This window comes from Cedecea sp. (assembly GCF_036500665.1).
GTDB lineage: Bacteria > Pseudomonadota > Gammaproteobacteria > Enterobacterales > Enterobacteriaceae > Cedecea.
On record NZ_DASYBS010000127.1, the window covers coordinates 1 to 17,830 of the forward strand.

Consider the following 17,830-nt stretch of genomic DNA (forward strand, 5'->3'; position numbering starts at 1 on the left):
TTGATGCTCAAAGAATTAAAACTGTTTATAAAATCAGTAGTCACTCTTCAAGACTTGATATTTTGTTGCATCCGAAGATGCTGAGATATCAATCCTGCGAGTGCCCACACAGATTGTCTGATAAATTGTTAAAGAGCAGTGAGTTGCGCGCTTTCGCTTGCTAACTCGAGGTGGCGTATATTACGCTTTCCTCTTTCAGAGTCAAGCGTTTATTTTCGCTTTCGTCTGACTGACTACCGGGTTGTTAAGCCGCTTTCGAAGCCGCTTCGCCGTGTCAGTGGAGGCGCATTATAGGGAGTTCTCAGAGCCTGACAACCCCTAATTTGAAAAAAACTTTCAAGCGCCGTTTTTTTACTCAAAATGGCGCTAAGGTGCCAGTTTTTCGAGCCTTTCGAAGCCGTAACGTTGTAAAACGGGCATTAATTGCGCAGTTTCAGGCGTGAACGCCATACAATAGGCAATATTCCGATCTGCAGAAGCCGCTTCCGGCGCTTCATGTTCCAGCAACCAAACGGTACGTCTTGCAATTGCGGCGCCGGAATCAATCAGTCTTGTCCCTTCCGGCAGCACTGCCAACAGCTCTTCCTGTAATAGAGGGAAGTGCGTGCAGCCTAATACAACGGTATCCGGCGGCTCCGACATACGTAACCACGGACGCAGGATTTTACGCAGCTCATCCAGCGGGACTGGCTCACCATGAAGCTTCGCCTCAGCGAGCTCCACCAGCTCGGCCGAACCCAGCATCTCAATTTTGCATTCGGTAGCAAACCGGGAGATAAGCTCGTGAGTATAAGGCCGCTTTACCGTACCGCGAGTTGCAAGCAGGCCCACTACACCATTTGTCGTCAAACGTGCTGCCGGTTTAATGGCTGGCACAACGCCAACAACAGGGAAGTCGAACTTTTCACGTAAAGCCGGGAGAGAAACGGTGCTTGCGGTATTACAGGCGATAACGGCGAGGGCCAAAGGATAATGCTGCTGGACAGCAGTCACTATTGAAACCACCCGGTCGACGATAAACTCTTCGCTCTTTTCGCCGTAAGGAAACGCCACGTTGTCGAAGGCGTAGATGAAATGAAGATCCGGCAGAAGCTGCCGAATCTCATTGTAGACGGACAACCCACCGACGCCGGAGTCAAAAACCAGCACGGTAGGATGTGCATCAGAAGGTGTAGCTGCCAGACAAGTAGTATTCCCGTCCTGCAGTATGGTAGCCATAAACCGTCTCGTAATCTTTATCGAACAGGTTAGCTATTCTACCACGAACGGTCAGCTGTGACGTGACTGGATACGACAACGCAACATCCCACAGGCTAACACCACCCATTTTGACGGTTTGATTGGTATTGAAATCGGTGTCGTAGCGCGAGCCCAGGTAATGGTAGGTTACGCTCCAGTCCAGATCGTAAAGTGCCCAGTCAAGCTGATACTTCACCTGCTGTTTGGCACGACGCGCCAGCGGTGCATCGGTCAAGCCATTACGGGCATCAACATAATCATAGCTAATGCTGTGCTGCACAGGCCCGGTATCGAAGGAGGCTGTACCTTCAATACCTTTAATATTGGCCTTGCCGACGTTGTAATAGCTCAGCGTGTTATTGTTAAAGTCGATCAGGTTATCAACAAGGTTGCGATAGCCAGAAACACGCCAGTTTACGCCCGACGTTAATCCTTCAAATGCCCCTTCCCACTGACGACTTTCTTCAGGGTTCAGGTTTCTGTTGCCGTAGAAGCCAAACAGCTGCCCCTGATTTGGTGCCTTAAAGGCCGTACCGTAGGAAGCAATGAAGCGATATCCCTCAACGAATTCCCATGCGGCGCTGCTCTGCCAGGTTCCGTGATTACCGAACTCTGAGTGAGAGTCGTTACGTGCAGCACCTTCAAAGGTGAAATCACCCAACTTTTGCAGCGCAGTCAGATAGACGCCGGTATTACGCTGATCGTAAGCGTCAGTAAGATAGTTAGTGCCCGGTTCAGTGCTTTGCTTCTGCCAGTCAACGCCCGCGCCGATATTCCCTGCGCCTACATCAACGGAGTTGGTCCACTGCAGGTTGTACTGCTTAATTTCATCGAGGGTCGCGCTGGAGTCATAGCGGCCAAGGCGCGGGTCGAAGTTGTAATCTTTGCTGTGGCCGTAGCTGGAGATCAGCTGCGAATGGAAGATATCGTTGTTAAAGCGCAGCCCTGTATCCCAGGTCTGGCTATAGAGCTGACGGGTGTCCACCAGTTGGTTTGGCGTAAAGCTACTGTAGAAGCCATCATAGGCCGTGCGGTTATCGTAACCATAGCCGCGAACAAAGCCGCTCCATTGCTCAGAGAAATTGTGTTCCAGCGCACCATAAAGGGATTTACTCATAAATCCGTCGCGATCGGGCTGACGCAGGCCTCCAGTATTGCCATCGGCCACAACGTCGAAGCCTTTGGTGTACTCATAGTTACCTGCCAGGGTCACGCGGGTGTTATCCCCCAGCTTTTGCTGCGTGCTGGCGTCATAGTTCTGGTAACCATTGGAGCCCATTCCGGCCGTCAGCGTTGTGCCGTCTTTATCACGAGTAGTGATAATGTTGATGACCCCGCCAATAGCATCAGAACCATAGACCGCAGAACGAGGCCCGCGGATGTACTCTACGCGCTGAACAAGGGAAACTGGAATCTGGCTGAGGTCGGAAGAACCGGTCACGCCGGCCTGATTCAGGCGGATACCGTCAATCAGCACCAGCACATGGCTGGAATTAGTCCCGCGAATGAACACTGAGGAAAGCTGACCAAGCCCACCGTTTTGCGCAATATCCACCCCTGGCAGACGGCGCATTACGTCGGTCAGCGATTTTGACTGCCAGCGATCGATATCTTCACGCGTAACCACCGAGTTCGGCGCCAGTACGGTATTCACCGGCTGCTGGAAACGGTTCGCCGTGACCACCAGAGTATTGTCGGTATTGCTGTCCTGCGCCCAAACTGAAAAAGCCGTTGCGGACAAAGCCGTCAACAGCGAAACCTTCTTTATCATCATTTATATAAGCATCCGCTTTCGAATAGGATGCCGCAGATATGGCAAATAGCACGCGATAGCCATATCACTTGCGACGTCATTCCGGCAGGTCTTCGGGCTTGGGGGCTTAAATAAGATGAGGACTTCCCGCTTATATAAGAAAGCAGTGTCTGCTTAGTGCGTTCATCTTGCCGTTCCTTACCGCTGCGCGTCAGCCCCAGAATTACACTGGGTTCCCTTTTAACTCTCAGGAGGCCGGAAAAGCCATGCTACCGTTAGGCTTATATAGATGTCCAGACTTCCAGCAGAACTTCTTATCGCAATCGGGCTGGACATCGTGAGTTGAATCCCTACAATCGCCGCGTAGTTTGTATTCATTGACCGACTGGATGGCTAGCCATGACCCCTGAACACCTCCCGACAGATCAGTACGACGCGCAACTGGCGGAAAAAGTCACTCGCCTGCAAGGCATGATGGCGCCCTTTGCCGCACCGGCCCCGGAGGTATTCCGCTCACCGGTCAGTCACTACCGTATGCGAGCCGAGTTCCGTATCTGGCATGAAGGTGACGATCTCTATCACATCATGTTCGATCAACAGACCAAAAGCCGCATCCGCGTCAACCGCTTCCCGGCGGCAAGTGAGCTTATCAATGCGCTAATGCCAGCCATGCTGGATGGCGTGCGTGATGTTCCGGCCCTGCGCCACAAGCTGTTCCAGATAGACTACCTCACTACCCTGAGCAACCAGGCGGTGGTTTCCCTGCTGTACCATCGCAAACTGGATGATGAGTGGCAGCAGCATGCCCGGACGCTGCGAGACAGCCTGCGTGCGCGTGGTTTTAACGTGCACCTAATTGGCCGCGCTACCAAAACCAAAATTGAGCTGGACCAGGATTTCATCGACGAACGCCTGCCGGTTGCCGGCAAAGAGATGATTTATCGCCAGGTTGAGAACAGCTTCACTCAGCCAAACGCCGCCATGAATATTCAGATGCTGGAGTGGGCGCTGAACGCGACAGAAGATTCAAGCGGCGACCTGCTGGAGCTTTACTGCGGTAATGGCAACTTCTCGCTGGCGCTGGCCCGTAATTTCGCCCGCGTATTGGCTACGGAAATCGCCAAACCGTCGGTAGCGGCAGCGCAGTACAATATCGCGGCCAACAACATCGATAACGTGCAAATTATCCGCATGGCGGCCGAAGAGTTTACCCAGGCGATGAACGGCGTCAGGGAGTTCAACCGCCTACAGGGCATCGATTTGAAGAGCTACCAGTGCGAGACCATTTTCGTCGATCCACCACGCAGCGGCCTGGATGCCGATACGGTGAAGATGGTGCAGGCCTATCCCCACATTCTTTATATTTCCTGCAATCCACAAACGCTGTGCGAAAATCTGGAAATATTGTCGCAGACCCACGATATCACCAGGCTCGCGCTTTTCGACCAGTTCCCGTATACGCACCATATGGAGTGCGGCGTGCTGCTGACGCGCAAATAGAAAAAGGACGCCAGGGCGTCCTTTCTTATCTCTATCGTCGGCTTATTTTGAGGTTTCGGCCTTGCGGCTGCGAACCTTAACCAGGATCCAGAACAACAGTACCACTGACAATATAGAAGGCACAAAGTTAGAGCCAATTGCCGGGTACTCAACGCGAACCCCCGCACTATAAAGCAGCACGCCTAAGACAAAGCAGGCTGCGGCAAGGCTCGGCAAACCAACCGGCATGGTACGGTTCAGGTAACGCTGATGCAGACAATAAACCGTCAGCACCAGGGCAAGAATGGGGAAAATAGAGAACGGAACGACCGAGCTAAACAGCGCGGCAAAAGATCCGTTAATCGACAGGCCAGCGATAAACGCCAGCGCCAGCGTACCTTTATCTTGTAACTGTTTCATTGTTGCTCGTTCCTTCACTCTTCGGATAAATGAGCAAGCGCCATTTTTTCTTGTTCCCGGCGATACCAGTAGTAGGCCCCTTTCGAGATCATACGTAACTGCAGCACCAGTCGCTCTTCGAGCTGGCGACGTTGGTCGATGTCAACGTCCAGCGCTTCGGCACCTGCACTAAAAACAATCGTGACCATCGCTTCCGCCTGCGCTTCCGTGAAGCTGCGAGGCATGCGATTTTCGAGTTCTAAATAATCGGCAAGTTCCGCAATGAAGTGCTGAATTTCACGCGCTACCGCGGCACGAAACGCCGCAGACGTTCCTGAACGTTCACGCAGCAACAGACGGAAAGCATTGGGGTTATTGCCGATAAACTCCATAAAGGTTGAAACTGACGTGCGGATCACGCTGCCGCCCTTCGCGATGCGTTGACGTGCCTGGCGCATGAGCTGACGCAGCATCAGGCCGCTTTCATCTACCATGGTTAGGCCGAGTTCATCAACATCGCGGAAATGGCGATAAAATGACGTTGGCGCAATACCGGCTTCGCGGGCAACCTCGCGCAGGCTCAGGCTGGCAAAGCTTCTTTCGGCGCTTAGCTGGCTAAATGCGGCTTCGACTAAAGAACGCCTGGTTCTCTCTTTTTGTTGCGCTCTTACACCCATCATATTGCCTGAATCCTTCAAACAGAGCTGGAACTATATCAGAGAATCAAGCTACCGCTTTTATAGTGTATTGTGAATGATTGTTTACGGAACATTGACCTACCCTGGCGGTAAAAAGCACAACGGGAATTGGGGAAATTCCTGGTTGATGTTACCATCGTGTTGCCTTTATGTATAAAAACAGGTAAGCCTTACCATGCCACAAACCTACGATTATGACGCAATAGTGATTGGTTCCGGTCCCGGGGGCGAAGGTGCCGCCATGGGTCTGGTGAAACAAGGAGCCAGGGTAGCGGTGATTGAGCGCTACCATAATGTCGGCGGCGGTTGTACCCATTGGGGTACCATCCCTTCGAAAGCCCTCCGCCACGCCGTCAGCCGCATTATTGAATTCAATCAAAACCCGTTATACAGCGACCATACTCACCTTCTCCGCTCCTCTTTTGCCGACATCCTCAACCACGCGGACAGCGTGATTAACCAGCAAACCCGCATGCGCCAGGGCTTTTACGAGCGCAACCGCTGCGAAATGCTGCAGGGCGATGCGCATTTTGTGGATGAGCACACCATCGCGCTTCAATGCCACGATGGATCGGTCGAAACCTATACCGCCGAGAAATTTGTGATCGCCTGCGGTTCCCGGCCCTACCGCCCGCCAGAAGTGGATTTTACCCATCCGCGTATCTATGACAGCGACTCAATTCTGAGCCTGCACCACGAGCCACGCCATGTGATTATTTATGGCGCCGGGGTGATCGGCTGCGAGTATGCTTCCATCTTCCGCGGGATGAATGTCAAAGTCGACTTAATCAACACCCGCGATCGCCTGCTCGCTTTCCTCGATCAGGAAATGTCGGACTCGCTCTCCTACCACTTCTGGAACAGCGGCGTGGTGATTCGCCACAACGAAGAGTTCGAGAAGATTGAAGGCGTGGATGACGGCGTGATCGTTTCCCTGAAATCCGGCAAAAAAGTAAAAGCAGATTGCCTGCTTTACGCGAATGGACGTACAGGGAACACGGATTCGCTGGCGCTGGAAAACATCGGCCTGGAAGCGGACAGTCGCGGGCTCATCAAGGTCAACAGTATGTACCAGACCGCGCTGCCGCATATTTACGCTGTGGGGGACGTAATAGGCTACCCCAGCCTGGCTTCCGCGGCCTATGACCAGGGACGTATTGCCGCTCAGGCACTGGTCAAAGGAGAGGCAACCGGGCACCTGGTAGAAGATATACCCACCGGGATTTATACCATTCCTGAAATCAGTTCTGTGGGTAAGACCGAGCAACAGTTAACGTCGATGAAAGTGCCTTACGAAGTGGGTCGCGCACAGTTTAAGCATTTGGCGCGCGCGCAAATCGTTGGCATGAATGTCGGAACGTTGAAAATTCTGTTCCATCGGGAAACGAAAGAAATTCTGGGAATCCACTGCTTTGGCGAACGCGCGGCCGAAATTATTCACATCGGCCAGGCGATAATGGAGCAGAAAGGTGGCGGTAACACCATTGAGTACTTCGTTAACACCACCTTCAACTACCCGACTATGGCAGAAGCCTACCGGGTAGCGGCGCTAAACGGCTTAAACCGCCTGTTTTAACGCCGGGTCAAAATGGCCATCCATCTGAGTACGGATGGCCTCTGCCAGCTGCTCATAACGGTTGCGCAGCGGTGACCCCGGACGATAAACCAGGCCGATAGTACGACGCGGCTCTGGTTTATAACATGGCAGATAAACCACACCATCACGCTGGCGCTCCCGCGGAACAGCCAGCGCAGGTAGCAGCGTAATACCGCTCCCCGCCGCAACCATGTTGCGCAGGGTCTCTAAGCTCGTGGCCCGAAAGTGCGTGTCTTCATCCGCTCCGGCCTCAAAACAGAAGCCCATAGCCTGATCGCGCAGGCAATGCCCGTCTTCCAGCATCAACAGTTTCTCACCGGCCAGATCGGACATCGGCACGCGGTCACGGTTCGCCCATGGGTGATCCTCATAAACCGCCAGCACCATCGGCTCGTCAAACAGAGGTACTTCGATGAAGGCTTCGCTCTCTTTCACCAGCGCCAGGATTGCGCAGTCGAGTTTACCGCTATCGAGCTGCGCCAGCAGCTGATGGGTTTGGGCTTCGTGCAGATACATCTCCAGCTTCGGGAAAGTTTGATGCAGCATCGGAATAATTTGCGGCAGCAGATAAGGGCCGACGGTAGGGATCAGGCCAATGTGTAACGGCCCTGACATGGCTTCGCCCTGCTGGCTTGCCATCTCTTTCAGCACTTTGACTTCACGCAGCACCGTTCTGGCCTGATCCACCAGCAGCAAACCTGCCTGGGTGAACAGCACTTTACGGCTGGTACGCTCCAGCAGCATGACGCCAAGTTCATCTTCCAGCTTGCGAATCTGGCCGCTCAGCGTCGGCTGGCTAACGTGACAGGCATCCGCTGCCCGACGAAAATGGCGGTGCTCGGCCAGCGCCACCAGGTATTCAAGATCTCGAATATTCATTCTCTATCCTCCTGCGCCACGATAGTTCATGGCGATAGATAGCATAGCAACGAACGATTATCCCTATCAAGCAATGTTGGTGAATAATAACCCACAACAGCAAGGCGCTTCGCTCTTACTTACCCGAGAACGAAGCGCGGCTGCAGAGACTTTCTGTTCTCTGAACCTGACGAATTATTAAAGCCAACGTGAACTTTTAGCGGACAGTATGTCCGCTTTTTTTTGTTCAAATTTCGAGGGGATTAGACCAGGCGCTGTTTGGCGTCAGCGATAGCCAGAGCAACCTGCTTCGGAGAAACGCCGCCTTTAGCGGCGCGTTTGTCGAGACAGGATTGCAGCGACAGGATCGGATAAACGTCTTCGCCAATGACCGCACTGAATTTCTGCAGATCGGCAAGGGTTAAGGCTTCCAGGGCTTTACCTTGTTCGATCGCCTCAACGACGGCCTCACCGACAATGTGGTGGGCTTCACGGAACGGTACGCCTTTGGCGACCAGGTAATCCGCCAGTTCTGTGGCATTGGCATAGCCTTGCTCGGCCGCTTCCTGACAACGCGGACGTTTAACCTGAATGCCGTCCAGCACCAGCACCGACATATGCAGGCAGTCGAGCCAGGTATCGAGCGCGTCGAATAACCCTTCTTTGTCTTCCTGCATATCTTTGTTATACGCCAGCGGCAGGCCTTTCAGGGTCATCATCATGCCGGTCAGCGCGCCCTGCACGCGGCCGCATTTACCGCGAATCAGCTCCAGCGCATCCGGATTTTTCTTCTGTGGCATCAGTGAAGAGCCGGAGGTCACGCGATCGGACAGCTCAACAAAGCCGGCTTCGCCGGTGTTAAAGAAAATCAAATCTTCTGCAAAGCGGGACAGGTGAACCATGCCGATAGAAGCATTGGACAGCAGCTCCAGCACGTGGTCGCGGTCAGATACGCTGTCGAGGCTGTTACGGGTCGCAGAAGCAAAACCTAACCAGCCAGCCAGCTGCTCGCGGTCAATCTCATAGGCCGTCCCGGCCAGCGCACCGCTGCCCAGCGGGCTAACGTCCAGGCGCTGCAAGGTGCTTTGTAGGCGACTTTCATCGCGCGCCAGCATCTCAACGTAGGCCAGGCACCAGTGAGCAAAAGTCACCGGCTGCGCACGCTGCAGGTGCGTATAGCCCGGCATCACGGCATCCTGGTTCGCTTCGGCAGTTTCAATCAGCGCCTGCTGCACCTGCCGAGTAGCCGCCAGCAGTTCGCTAATCTGCGTTTTGCACCACAGTTTCAGGTCGGTCGCGACCTGATCGTTGCGGCTACGTCCGGTGTGAAGTTTTTTACCCAACGCACCGACTTTATCGATAAGCTTACCTTCCACCCAGCTGTGAATATCTTCCGCATCGCTTTCCAGAATCGCCTGCGGATTGGCCTGTACTTCTTCCAGCAATACATTCAGCGCCTGCTCAAGCTGCTGTTGCTCAGCTTCAGTCAGCACGCCCACGGTGACCAGCGCTTTGGACCAGGCGACGGAACCTACGATGTCTTGCTCAGCTAAGCGATAGTCAAAGCGCAAAGAGTCATTGAATTGCTTAAACCGCCGATCGGCTGCCTGAGTAAAACGCCCACCCCAAAGTGCCATAGTCATGCTCCATTCATCATATTGATATTCGTTTGCCCCTCACGCCCTCCCTGCTCAGGGAAAGAGTGAGGGTAAAAATTACTTCTTAAGTTCGTTCAGCGCACGGATACGAGAAGAGAGCGAGAACAGACGGATAAAGCCGCCGGCATGGCTGTGATCGTAAACTTCATCTTCGCCAAAGGTCGCAAATTCTTCGCTATACAGGCTGTTCGGTGATTTTTTCTGAATCGCCGTCACCTGGCCTTTATATAGCTGCAGCACAACTTCACCGTTCACTTCTTCCGCCAGCGACTCGGCAGAGGCCTGCAGAGATTTACGCAGCGGTGCAAACCAGCGGCCATCGTACACGACGTAGGACATTTCGAGGCCCAGCTGCTCACGCCATTTGAAGGAATCACGATCCAGCACCAGCTGCTCAACGCCACGCAGCGCGGCCATAATAATCGTGCCCCCAGGGGTTTCATAGCAGCCACGGGACTTTATGCCCACCAGACGGTTTTCTACGATATCGATACGGCCAATACCGTGCTTAGAGCCGATAGCATTCAGGGTTTCCAGGCACTTGAACGGGCTCATCGCTTCACCGTTAACGGCAACCACTTTGCCCTGCTTAACGGTAACGGTCACCTGCTCGGCCCGATCCGGGGCTTCCTGTGGATCTACGGTCCACACCCAGCAATCTTTGTTCGGGGCATTCCACGGGCTTTCCAGCACGCCGCCTTCGGTAGAAATGTGCCATGCGTTTTCGTCACGGCTATAGATTTTTTCAAGCGTTGCGGTGGTCGGGATGTCACGCTCTTTCAGGTAGTCGAGCAGCGCTTCGCGGGAACGCAGGTTCCACTCACGCCATGGCGCAACGACTTTCAGATGCGGAGCCAGCGCGGCCCAGGTAGATTCAAAACGCACCTGATCGTTACCCTTACCGGTCGCACCGTGACACAGCGCATCTGCACCCACTTTGTTCGCCACATCCACCAGCGCCTTAGCGATCAGCGGACGTGCCATAGAGGTACCGAGCAGGTAGCTGCCTTCATACAGTGCCCCGGTCTGCAGTACCGGATAAACATAGTCGCTGATAAACTCTTCACGCGCATCCACGACGTAGCACTCAGAAGCCCCGGAGCGCAGCGCTTTCTGCTCAACGCCTTTCAGATCTTCACGATCCTGACCGATATCCACCACGCAGGCGACCACTTCGCAGCCGCCATAGTTCTCTTTCAGCCATGGAATGATGGCAGAAGTGTCGAGGCCGCCAGAGTATGCGAGAACGATTTTTTTGATGCCGTGATTTTGCATTGTCTTGTCCTTGTTAAAACTATTCTTTGTCTATGCCAGAATCCGGGTGCCGATAGCCACGCCGTTGAATAAAGAGGGTAGCTGATCCGCGTGGCGCCATGAGGCGATATCCACCGGGCGTCCCAGAGTACGGGCCGCATCCAGCGCCGCGTTCACCTTCACTATCATGCCGTCGGTAATAATGCCCTGCTGAATCAGCTGCTCGGCTTTGGCCGCCGTCATCTCGGCAATGCGCTGGCCTTTACCGTCCAGAATACCGCTCACGTCTGAGAGCAGGATCAGGTCCGCGCCCAGCGTTGCGGCAAGCGCTGTCGCCGCCTGGTCCGCATTCACGTTCATCAGCTCGCCTTCCGCGGTCACGCCGATGGAGCTAACAATCGGCAGGAAGCCGTTTTCCAGCAGGGTATTAATCAGTTTTGGCGAACCCGGTTTAGCCAGACCCACGTGGCCCAACGCTTCGTCAAGCTGGGTCACCGTGACGCTATCCCCGTCGCCGAGGCTCAGGCCGACGCCGTTAATGCCGTGCTTCTTTGCCCACGCCAGCAGCGTCTTGTTCGCCGTACCCGCCAGCGCACCGGTAATAATGTCAATCTGGTCGGCAGGCGTAACGCGCAGGCCATTTTTCTTTTCCACCGGCAGCGCCAGCTTTTTCATCAGCTCATCTACCAGGCAACCGCCGCCGTGGACGATAACCAGCGGACGCTGATGGGACTGACGGTAGTTCACCAGCGCGGTAAACAGGCGCTCCAGCGCTTCTTCGCTATCCAGCAGTACGCCGCCCAATTTGATAATTAAAGGATTCATCATTTCACCCGACAGACGGTTAAATAAGGGACTGCGTTTCGGCGAAGCCAAAACGAATATTAAGACACTGTACTGCCTGCGCCGCGGCGCCTTTCAGCAGGTTATCCTCTGTGGCAACAACAATCAGGTGCTCATCCTGCACGGCAAAACCGATGTCGCAGAACGGCAGGCCAACCACATTTTTCAGCGCCGGTACGCCTTTTTCATACAAGCGAACCAGCGGCTTGTCGCCATAGGCCTGAGTAAACGTCTCCGCGATTTGCTGCTGCGTTACGCCAGCTTTCAGGCGACAGGTAATCGTCGCCAGAATGCCGCGTGGGAAATTACCGAGGTGCGGGGTGAAAATAACCGGCGCGCCAAGATGGGTGGCGATTTCTGGCTGATGGCGGTGATTAAACACGCCGTAAGGCTGCAGGCTGACTTCGCAGAAGCTGTTGGAAATCGCAGCCTTGCGCCCGGCACCGCTTACGCCACTGGTGGCGTTGATCACCGGCCACTGGCTCAAATCCAGCAGATCGGCGTCGATCAGCGGCTTCAGCGCCAGCTGAGACGCCGTCGGGTAGCAGCCCGGCACGGCAATTAAATTACTCTCTTTTAGCTCAGCGCCCTGCCATTCGGCCAGGCCGTAAACCGCTTTTTCCAGCAGCTCTGGATGCTGATGGGTAAAACCGTAATAACGTTCATAAAACGCCGGATCGTTAACGCGAAACGCACCGGAGAGATCGATAACCACGCAGCCGGCAGCAAGGAACTGCGGGGCCAGGTCGTGGCTAACTTCATGAGCGGTGGCCAGGAATACCACGTCCACGCCTTCGCTAAACTCGCTGATGTCGGACATCGCCTGCAGCGGCAGATCGACAATGCCCTTTAATTGCGGATGCAAATCAGATATCAATTTACCTGCATCTGAACTTTGCGCTGAAACCGTCAAAGCGGTTATGTTCATATCAGGATGGCGATTCAAATAGCTCACAAGCTCTGCGCCTGCATAACCGCTTGCACCCACAATCAGCGTATTCAACATCTGGGTCGTTCACCTTGTCTTTTCGGTCTGCTCAGAGTGCAAGCCTGACGCTTTCACCCACGTCCGTTAGCGTGGTTTTTTATTCACCGGAACGCTTAACTGTTCCTTTACGCTCAACGTTATTGTATTTTTATTCATAATTACTGCATGAATATTGATACTATCCTAACCTAAGGCCTGTCAACAGTGAAGATGAAATTACCCCCTTTTATCGACATCTACCGCGCCCTGATCGCGACACCTTCCATCAGCGCCACCGACAGCGCGCTGGACCAAAGCAATGAGTCTTTAATCAATTTACTCGCAGGTTGGTTCCGCGATCTCGGTTTTAACGTCGAAATTCAGCCTGTTCCTGGAACGCGCAATAAATTCAACATGCTGGCAAGCAGCGGCCAGGGCGCTGGCGGCCTGCTGCTTGCAGGGCATACCGATACCGTACCGTTTGACGATGGCCGCTGGACGCGTGACCCGTTTACCCTGACCGAGCACGACAACAAGCTTTACGGCCTGGGCACCGCCGATATGAAAGGTTTCTTCGCGTTTATTTTGGATGCGCTGCGCGACGTGGATGTGACAACCCTGAAAAAGCCGCTCTACGTCCTGGCCACGGCCGACGAAGAAACCACCATGGCGGGGGCCCGCTATTTCTCTGAAACAACGGCTCTGCGCCCGGACTGCGCCATCATCGGTGAACCGACGTCTTTACAGCCGGTACGCGCGCACAAGGGCCACCTGTCGAATGCCATCCGCATTCTCGGGCAGTCCGGTCACTCCAGTGATCCGGCACGCGGCGTCAACGCGATTGAACTGATGCATGACGCCATCGGCCATATCCTCACGCTGCGAAATACCCTGAAGGACCGCTACCACCACGATGCCTTCACCGTACCTTATCCGACCCTTAACCTGGGCCATATCAACGGCGGTGACGCGGCAAACCGAATTTGTGCGTGTTGCGAACTTCACATGGATATTCGCCCGTTGCCGGGCATGACATTAAACGATCTGAACGGTTTACTGACCGAAGCATTAGAACCGGTGAGCCAGCGCTGGCCCGGCCGTGTGACAATTTCGGAACTGCATCCGCCGATTCCAGGCTACGAATGCCCACCGGACCACCAGCTCGTCCAGGTCGTCGAGAAGCTGCTGGGCGCTCAAACGGAAGTGGTGAACTACTGCACCGAAGCACCGTTTATCCAGACCGTATGCCCTACGCTGGTCCTTGGCCCCGGCTCCATCAACCAGGCTCACCAGCCGGATGAGTACATCGATACGCGCTTTATTGAGCCAACCAGAGAATTAATTACCCAGGTGGTTCATCATTTTTGCTGGCATTAATAAATAGCGGTAAAAGGGGGTTTCCCCCCTTTTTTATCTGGATTTATCGCTATTCTTATAAGAAATGCTTATGAGCGAAGTTGGTAATTAAATTTCATAAATTCGCGTCATTTCTTCGTTTGCTGAAACGATTTCGTAGCAATTGACGAATGGTTGATGACGTGGCTTTATAAAAGGCGGTGTTGAACCTTCACGGGTGAAATTAAGTTACATTATAGATTGGGCTGGAGTCATATGAACGAACGCTATTCTGCTTTGCGAAGTAATGTCAGCATGCTCGGAAAACTGCTCGGAGATACCATCAAAGATACGCTGGGAGAAAACATCCTCGACCGCGTAGAAACTATCCGTAAGTTATCCAAGTCCTCCCGCGCCGGTAATGAAGCCAATCGTCAGGAGCTGCTGAGCACGCTGCAGAACCTCTCAAATGATGAACTGCTCCCCGTCGCTCGCGCCTTTAGTCAGTTTCTTAATCTTGCCAACACCGCAGAGCAGTACCACAGCATCTCCGCCTCCGGTGAAGCGGCCAGCAACCCGGAAGTTATCGCTAAGACGCTGCAAAAATTAAAAAATCAGCCGGACATCAGCGAAGCGGCGATCCGTGAAGCCGTTGAGTCCCTCTCTCTGGAGCTGGTGCTTACGGCTCACCCAACGGAAATCACTCGCCGTACTTTGATACATAAGCTGGTCGAAGTGAACAGCTGCCTTAAGCAGCTGGACCATAGCGATCTTGCCGACTACGAGCGTAACCAGATCATGCGCCGCCTGCGCCAGCTGGTTGCTCAGGCCTGGCATACCGACGAAATTCGTAAGCATCGTCCTTCTCCGGTCGACGAAGCTAAATGGGGCTTTGCGGTGGTGGAAAACAGCCTCTGGGAAGGCGTACCAAACTACCTTCGCGAGCTTAACGAGCAGCTCGAAGAGAACCTGAACTACAAACTTCCGGTGGACTTTGTACCGGTACGCTTCACCTCATGGATGGGCGGTGACCGCGACGGCAACCCAAACGTGACCTCTGAAATTACCCGCCACGTGCTGCTGCTGAGCCGCTGGAAGGCAACCGATCTGTTCCTGCGCGATATCGCGGTGCTGGTTTCAGAGCTGTCGATGGTGGAATGCACGGCAGAGCTTAGCGAACTGGCAGGACCGGACGCCGGTCAGGAACCTTATCGCCATATTATGAAGGGCCTGCGCCAGCAGCTGCTCGCCACCCAGGCATGGCTTGAAGCGCGCCTGAAAGGCCAGCGACTGCCGAAGCCGGAAGGCCTCCTCATCCAGAACGAGCAGCTGTGGGATCCGCTCTACGCCTGTTATCAATCCCTGCAGGCCTGCGGCATGGGCATTATCGCTAACGGCCAACTGCTGGATACCCTGCGCCGCGTGAAGTGCTTCGGCGTGCCGCTGGTACGTATCGATATTCGCCAGGAAAGCACCCGCCACAGCGAAGCGCTGGGTGAAATGACTCGCTACCTCGGGATCGGCGACTATGAAAGCTGGTCAGAAGCCGACAAACAAGCCTTCCTGATCCGTGAACTGAACTCTAAACGGCCTCTGCTGCCGCGCCAGTGGGAACCGAGCGAAGAAACACGCGAAGTCCTGGACACCTGTAAAGTGGTCGCCGAAGCGCCGCTCGGCTCCATCGCCGCCTACGTCATTTCCATGGCAAAAACGCCGTCAGACGTGCTGGCTGTTCATCTGTTGCTGAAAGAAGCGGGTTGCACCTTCGCGCTACCGGTTGCCCCGCTGTTCGAAACCCTTGATGACCTGAATAACGCCGATGACGTGATGACCCAGTTGCTGAACATCGACTGGTATCGCGGCTTTATCCAGGGCAAACAAATGGTCATGATTGGCTATTCTGACTCGGCTAAAGACGCAGGCGTAATGGCAGCCTCCTGGGCACAGTACGAAGCGCAGGACGCTCTGATCAAAACCTGCGAAAAAGCCGGTATTGCGCTGACGCTGTTCCACGGTCGCGGCGGTTCCATTGGCCGTGGCGGTGCTCCGGCTCACGCAGCCCTGCTTTCACAGCCGCCGGGAAGCCTGAAAGGTGGCCTGCGAGTGACGGAACAAGGCGAGATGATCCGCTTTAAATACGGCCTGCCGGAAATCACTATCAGCAGCCTGTCGCTCTACACCAGCGCAATCCTTGAAGCTAACCTGTTGCCGCCGCCGGAGCCGAAAAAGGAGTGGATCCATATAATGGAATCACTCTCCGCCACATCGTGCGAAATGTATCGCGGCTATATTCGTGAAAACAAAGACTTCGTGCCGTATTTCCGCTCTGCGACCCCGGAACTGGAATTAGGCAAGCTGCCGCTAGGCTCTCGCCCGGCCAAACGCCGTCCCAACGGTGGGGTGGAATCACTCCGTGCGATCCCATGGATCTTCGCCTGGACCCAAAACCGCTTGATGCTTCCGGCCTGGTTGGGCGCCGGTGCCGCACTGCAGAAAGTGGTGGAAGAAGGAAAACAGAGCGAACTGGAAGCCATGTGCCGCGACTGGCCGTTCTTCTCCACGCGTCTGGGTATGCTGGAAATGGTGTTTGCGAAAGCGGATCTGTGGCTGGCGGAATATTACGATCAGCGTCTGGTGAAACCAGAACTTTGGACGCTGGGTAAACAACTGCGTGACCAGTTAGCCGCCGATATCAAAGTAGTGCTGGACATTGCCAACGACTCGCACCTGATGGAAGATTTACCGTGGATCGCCGAGTCAATTACCTTACGAAATATCTACACCGACCCGCTAAACGTATTGCAGGCAGAGCTGCTGCACCGTTCGCGGCAGTCGGAAGAGAAAGGCGAAGCACCGGATGCCCGTGTTGAGCAGGCTTTGATGGTCACCATCGCCGGCGTTGCCGCCGGGATGCGTAATACTGGCTAATGCTTTTTTAGTCTCGCTGAAACCCCGCCCTGGCGCAATGCCGTTCACTTAAGCGGAGCGGCATAGGCGTTCACCGGATAACGGGTTTTTGACATCTTAACTGCCCCCGGCCTTGATGGTCGGGGGCGTTTTTTTATGAACACCGCTTCCAGATTCCCCCGCAGGGGCTCCAGTCGTTTCGGGATTGTCCCCGGTGATACCGTATTTCCCAGCACTATCATTTCCGTCGCGATAAACTGGAAAGCGAACTTAAAGCTCATTTCTGAGGGCGCTTTTTTGTGTTTCTCCGCGGCCCTTGTCGCCTCACGACGTATCAGGTTATAGGCCAGCAACATGCCCCACACCTCCTGCTCCAGCAGGCTACTTTTCAGGTTTCTGAACCCGACTTCGATTTCCCACCGTGAGTGGTAAAGCTCTGCCACATCTTTTGCTTTATAGCGGGGCGTGCCTGGGTGACAGCGCTGCGGGCCAGCAGGTTCATGCCGGCGTCGCCATCGGCGCTCAGGTTCAGACGACAAACCACATCGGTAATCGGCTCATTACGGAAAAAGGCCATTGCCACGACCATCCAGATAACTATATCCCCCGGCAGGCGCCGACGGCGAACGGTTGCGTGCTCAGAGAGTGTCAGGCAGTGCTGTATCCACTTAGCGGGAAGATGTTCTGCAAACATCTGTGCAGAAGGCGGAGGCAAAAGGGGATGGTCGCTAAAATCGAGCAGGTCATTAAGAAGCGGCATAAGAAAACGGCTCCCTGTTGTGGAAGCCGTTATAGTGCAGCAGTTTAAGGATCGGTCAACCGATCCTTAACTGATCGGCATTG

General features: G+C 54.4%; 13 protein-coding genes, 1 pseudogene and 1 riboswitch. Of the genes and pseudogenes, 4 read left to right on the plus strand and 10 right to left on the minus strand.

Annotated elements, in window-relative coordinates; translation table 11 throughout:
• Positions 1-366 precede the first annotated feature (366 nt).
• On the minus strand, positions 367-1,218 hold the full coding sequence (gene murI, locus VGM55_RS20795) for a glutamate racemase (RefSeq protein ID WP_154188905.1): 852 nt from the start codon (positions 1,216-1,218) through the stop codon (positions 367-369).
• Positions 1,163-3,010 carry a TonB-dependent vitamin B12 receptor BtuB gene (btuB, locus tag VGM55_RS20800; protein ID WP_154188913.1) on the minus strand — a complete coding sequence of 616 codons (1,848 nt, stop codon included), beginning with the start codon at positions 3,008-3,010 and terminating at the stop codon, positions 1,163-1,165. Before btuB ends, murI begins: the two co-directional genes overlap by 56 nt.
• A gap of 69 nt (positions 3,011-3,079) precedes the next feature.
• Positions 3,080-3,267: riboswitch (cobalamin riboswitch) on the minus strand.
• A 124-nt stretch (positions 3,268-3,391) separates the two neighbouring features.
• On the opposite strand from btuB, the gene trmA reads away from it, so the two are divergent.
• Positions 3,392-4,492, plus strand: a complete 1,101-nt coding sequence (gene trmA, locus VGM55_RS20805) for a tRNA (uridine(54)-C5)-methyltransferase TrmA (RefSeq protein WP_154188904.1) — start codon at positions 3,392-3,394, stop codon at positions 4,490-4,492.
• Positions 4,493-4,534: 42 nt separating this feature from the next.
• On the opposite strand, the gene VGM55_RS20810 is transcribed toward trmA, so the two are convergent.
• Together VGM55_RS20810 and fabR are read right to left on the minus strand one after the other, a co-directional pair.
• Positions 4,535-4,891 carry a YijD family membrane protein gene (locus VGM55_RS20810; RefSeq protein WP_154188903.1) on the minus strand — a complete coding sequence of 119 codons (357 nt, stop codon included), beginning with the start codon at positions 4,889-4,891 and terminating at the stop codon, positions 4,535-4,537.
• 14 nt (positions 4,892-4,905) lie between these two features.
• Positions 4,906-5,547, minus strand: coding sequence for an HTH-type transcriptional repressor FabR (gene fabR, locus VGM55_RS20815; RefSeq protein ID WP_331636535.1), 642 nt, complete (start codon positions 5,545-5,547; stop codon positions 4,906-4,908).
• A 196-nt stretch (positions 5,548-5,743) separates the two neighbouring features.
• Here fabR and sthA point away from each other — a divergent pair, with 196 nt between their 5' ends.
• On the plus strand, positions 5,744-7,144 hold the full coding sequence (gene sthA, locus VGM55_RS20820) for a Si-specific NAD(P)(+) transhydrogenase (RefSeq protein ID WP_016538947.1): 1,401 nt from the start codon (positions 5,744-5,746) through the stop codon (positions 7,142-7,144).
• On the opposite strand, the gene oxyR is transcribed toward sthA, so the two are convergent.
• The 5 genes from oxyR to argC all read right to left on the minus strand — a co-directional run bounded on the left by oxyR (position 7,127) and on the right by argC (position 12,784).
• On the minus strand, positions 7,127-8,044 hold the full coding sequence (gene oxyR, locus VGM55_RS20825; protein ID WP_154188901.1) for a DNA-binding transcriptional regulator OxyR: 918 nt from the start codon (positions 8,042-8,044) through the stop codon (positions 7,127-7,129). The two genes, sthA and oxyR, sit on opposite strands and share 18 nt — an antisense overlap.
• 242 nt (positions 8,045-8,286) lie before the next feature.
• Positions 8,287-9,660, minus strand: coding sequence for an argininosuccinate lyase (argH, locus tag VGM55_RS20830; RefSeq protein WP_154188912.1), 1,374 nt, complete (start codon positions 9,658-9,660; stop codon positions 8,287-8,289).
• Between the two features lie 78 nt (positions 9,661-9,738).
• Positions 9,739-10,956 carry an argininosuccinate synthase gene (locus tag VGM55_RS20835; protein ID WP_154188900.1) on the minus strand — a complete coding sequence of 406 codons (1,218 nt, stop codon included), beginning with the start codon at positions 10,954-10,956 and terminating at the stop codon, positions 9,739-9,741.
• A gap of 30 nt (positions 10,957-10,986) precedes the next feature.
• Entirely contained in the window at positions 10,987-11,763 is a 777-nt protein-coding gene (gene argB, locus VGM55_RS20840) for an acetylglutamate kinase (RefSeq protein ID WP_144244041.1), read from the minus strand.
• Between the two features lie 16 nt (positions 11,764-11,779).
• The gene (gene argC / locus VGM55_RS20845; protein ID WP_331636533.1) at positions 11,780-12,784 is read right to left on the minus strand and encodes an N-acetyl-gamma-glutamyl-phosphate reductase; all 1,005 of its coding nucleotides are present in this window, start codon (positions 12,782-12,784) and stop codon (positions 11,780-11,782) included.
• A gap of 186 nt (positions 12,785-12,970) precedes the next feature.
• Between argC and argE the strand changes: the two genes are divergently transcribed.
• A complete protein-coding gene (gene argE, locus VGM55_RS20850; RefSeq protein ID WP_331636534.1) occupies positions 12,971-14,122 on the plus strand; it encodes an acetylornithine deacetylase in 1,152 nt (383 codons plus the stop codon).
• Positions 14,123-14,356: 234 nt separating this feature from the next.
• The gene (ppc, locus tag VGM55_RS20855) at positions 14,357-17,008 is read left to right on the plus strand and encodes a phosphoenolpyruvate carboxylase (protein WP_154188897.1); all 2,652 of its coding nucleotides are present in this window, start codon (positions 14,357-14,359) and stop codon (positions 17,006-17,008) included.
• A gap of 44 nt (positions 17,009-17,052) precedes the next feature.
• On the opposite strand, the pseudogene VGM55_RS20860 reads toward ppc, so the two are convergent.
• Positions 17,053-17,747, minus strand: a pseudogene (locus VGM55_RS20860) (transposase domain-containing protein).
• Positions 17,748-17,830 lie beyond the last annotated feature (83 nt).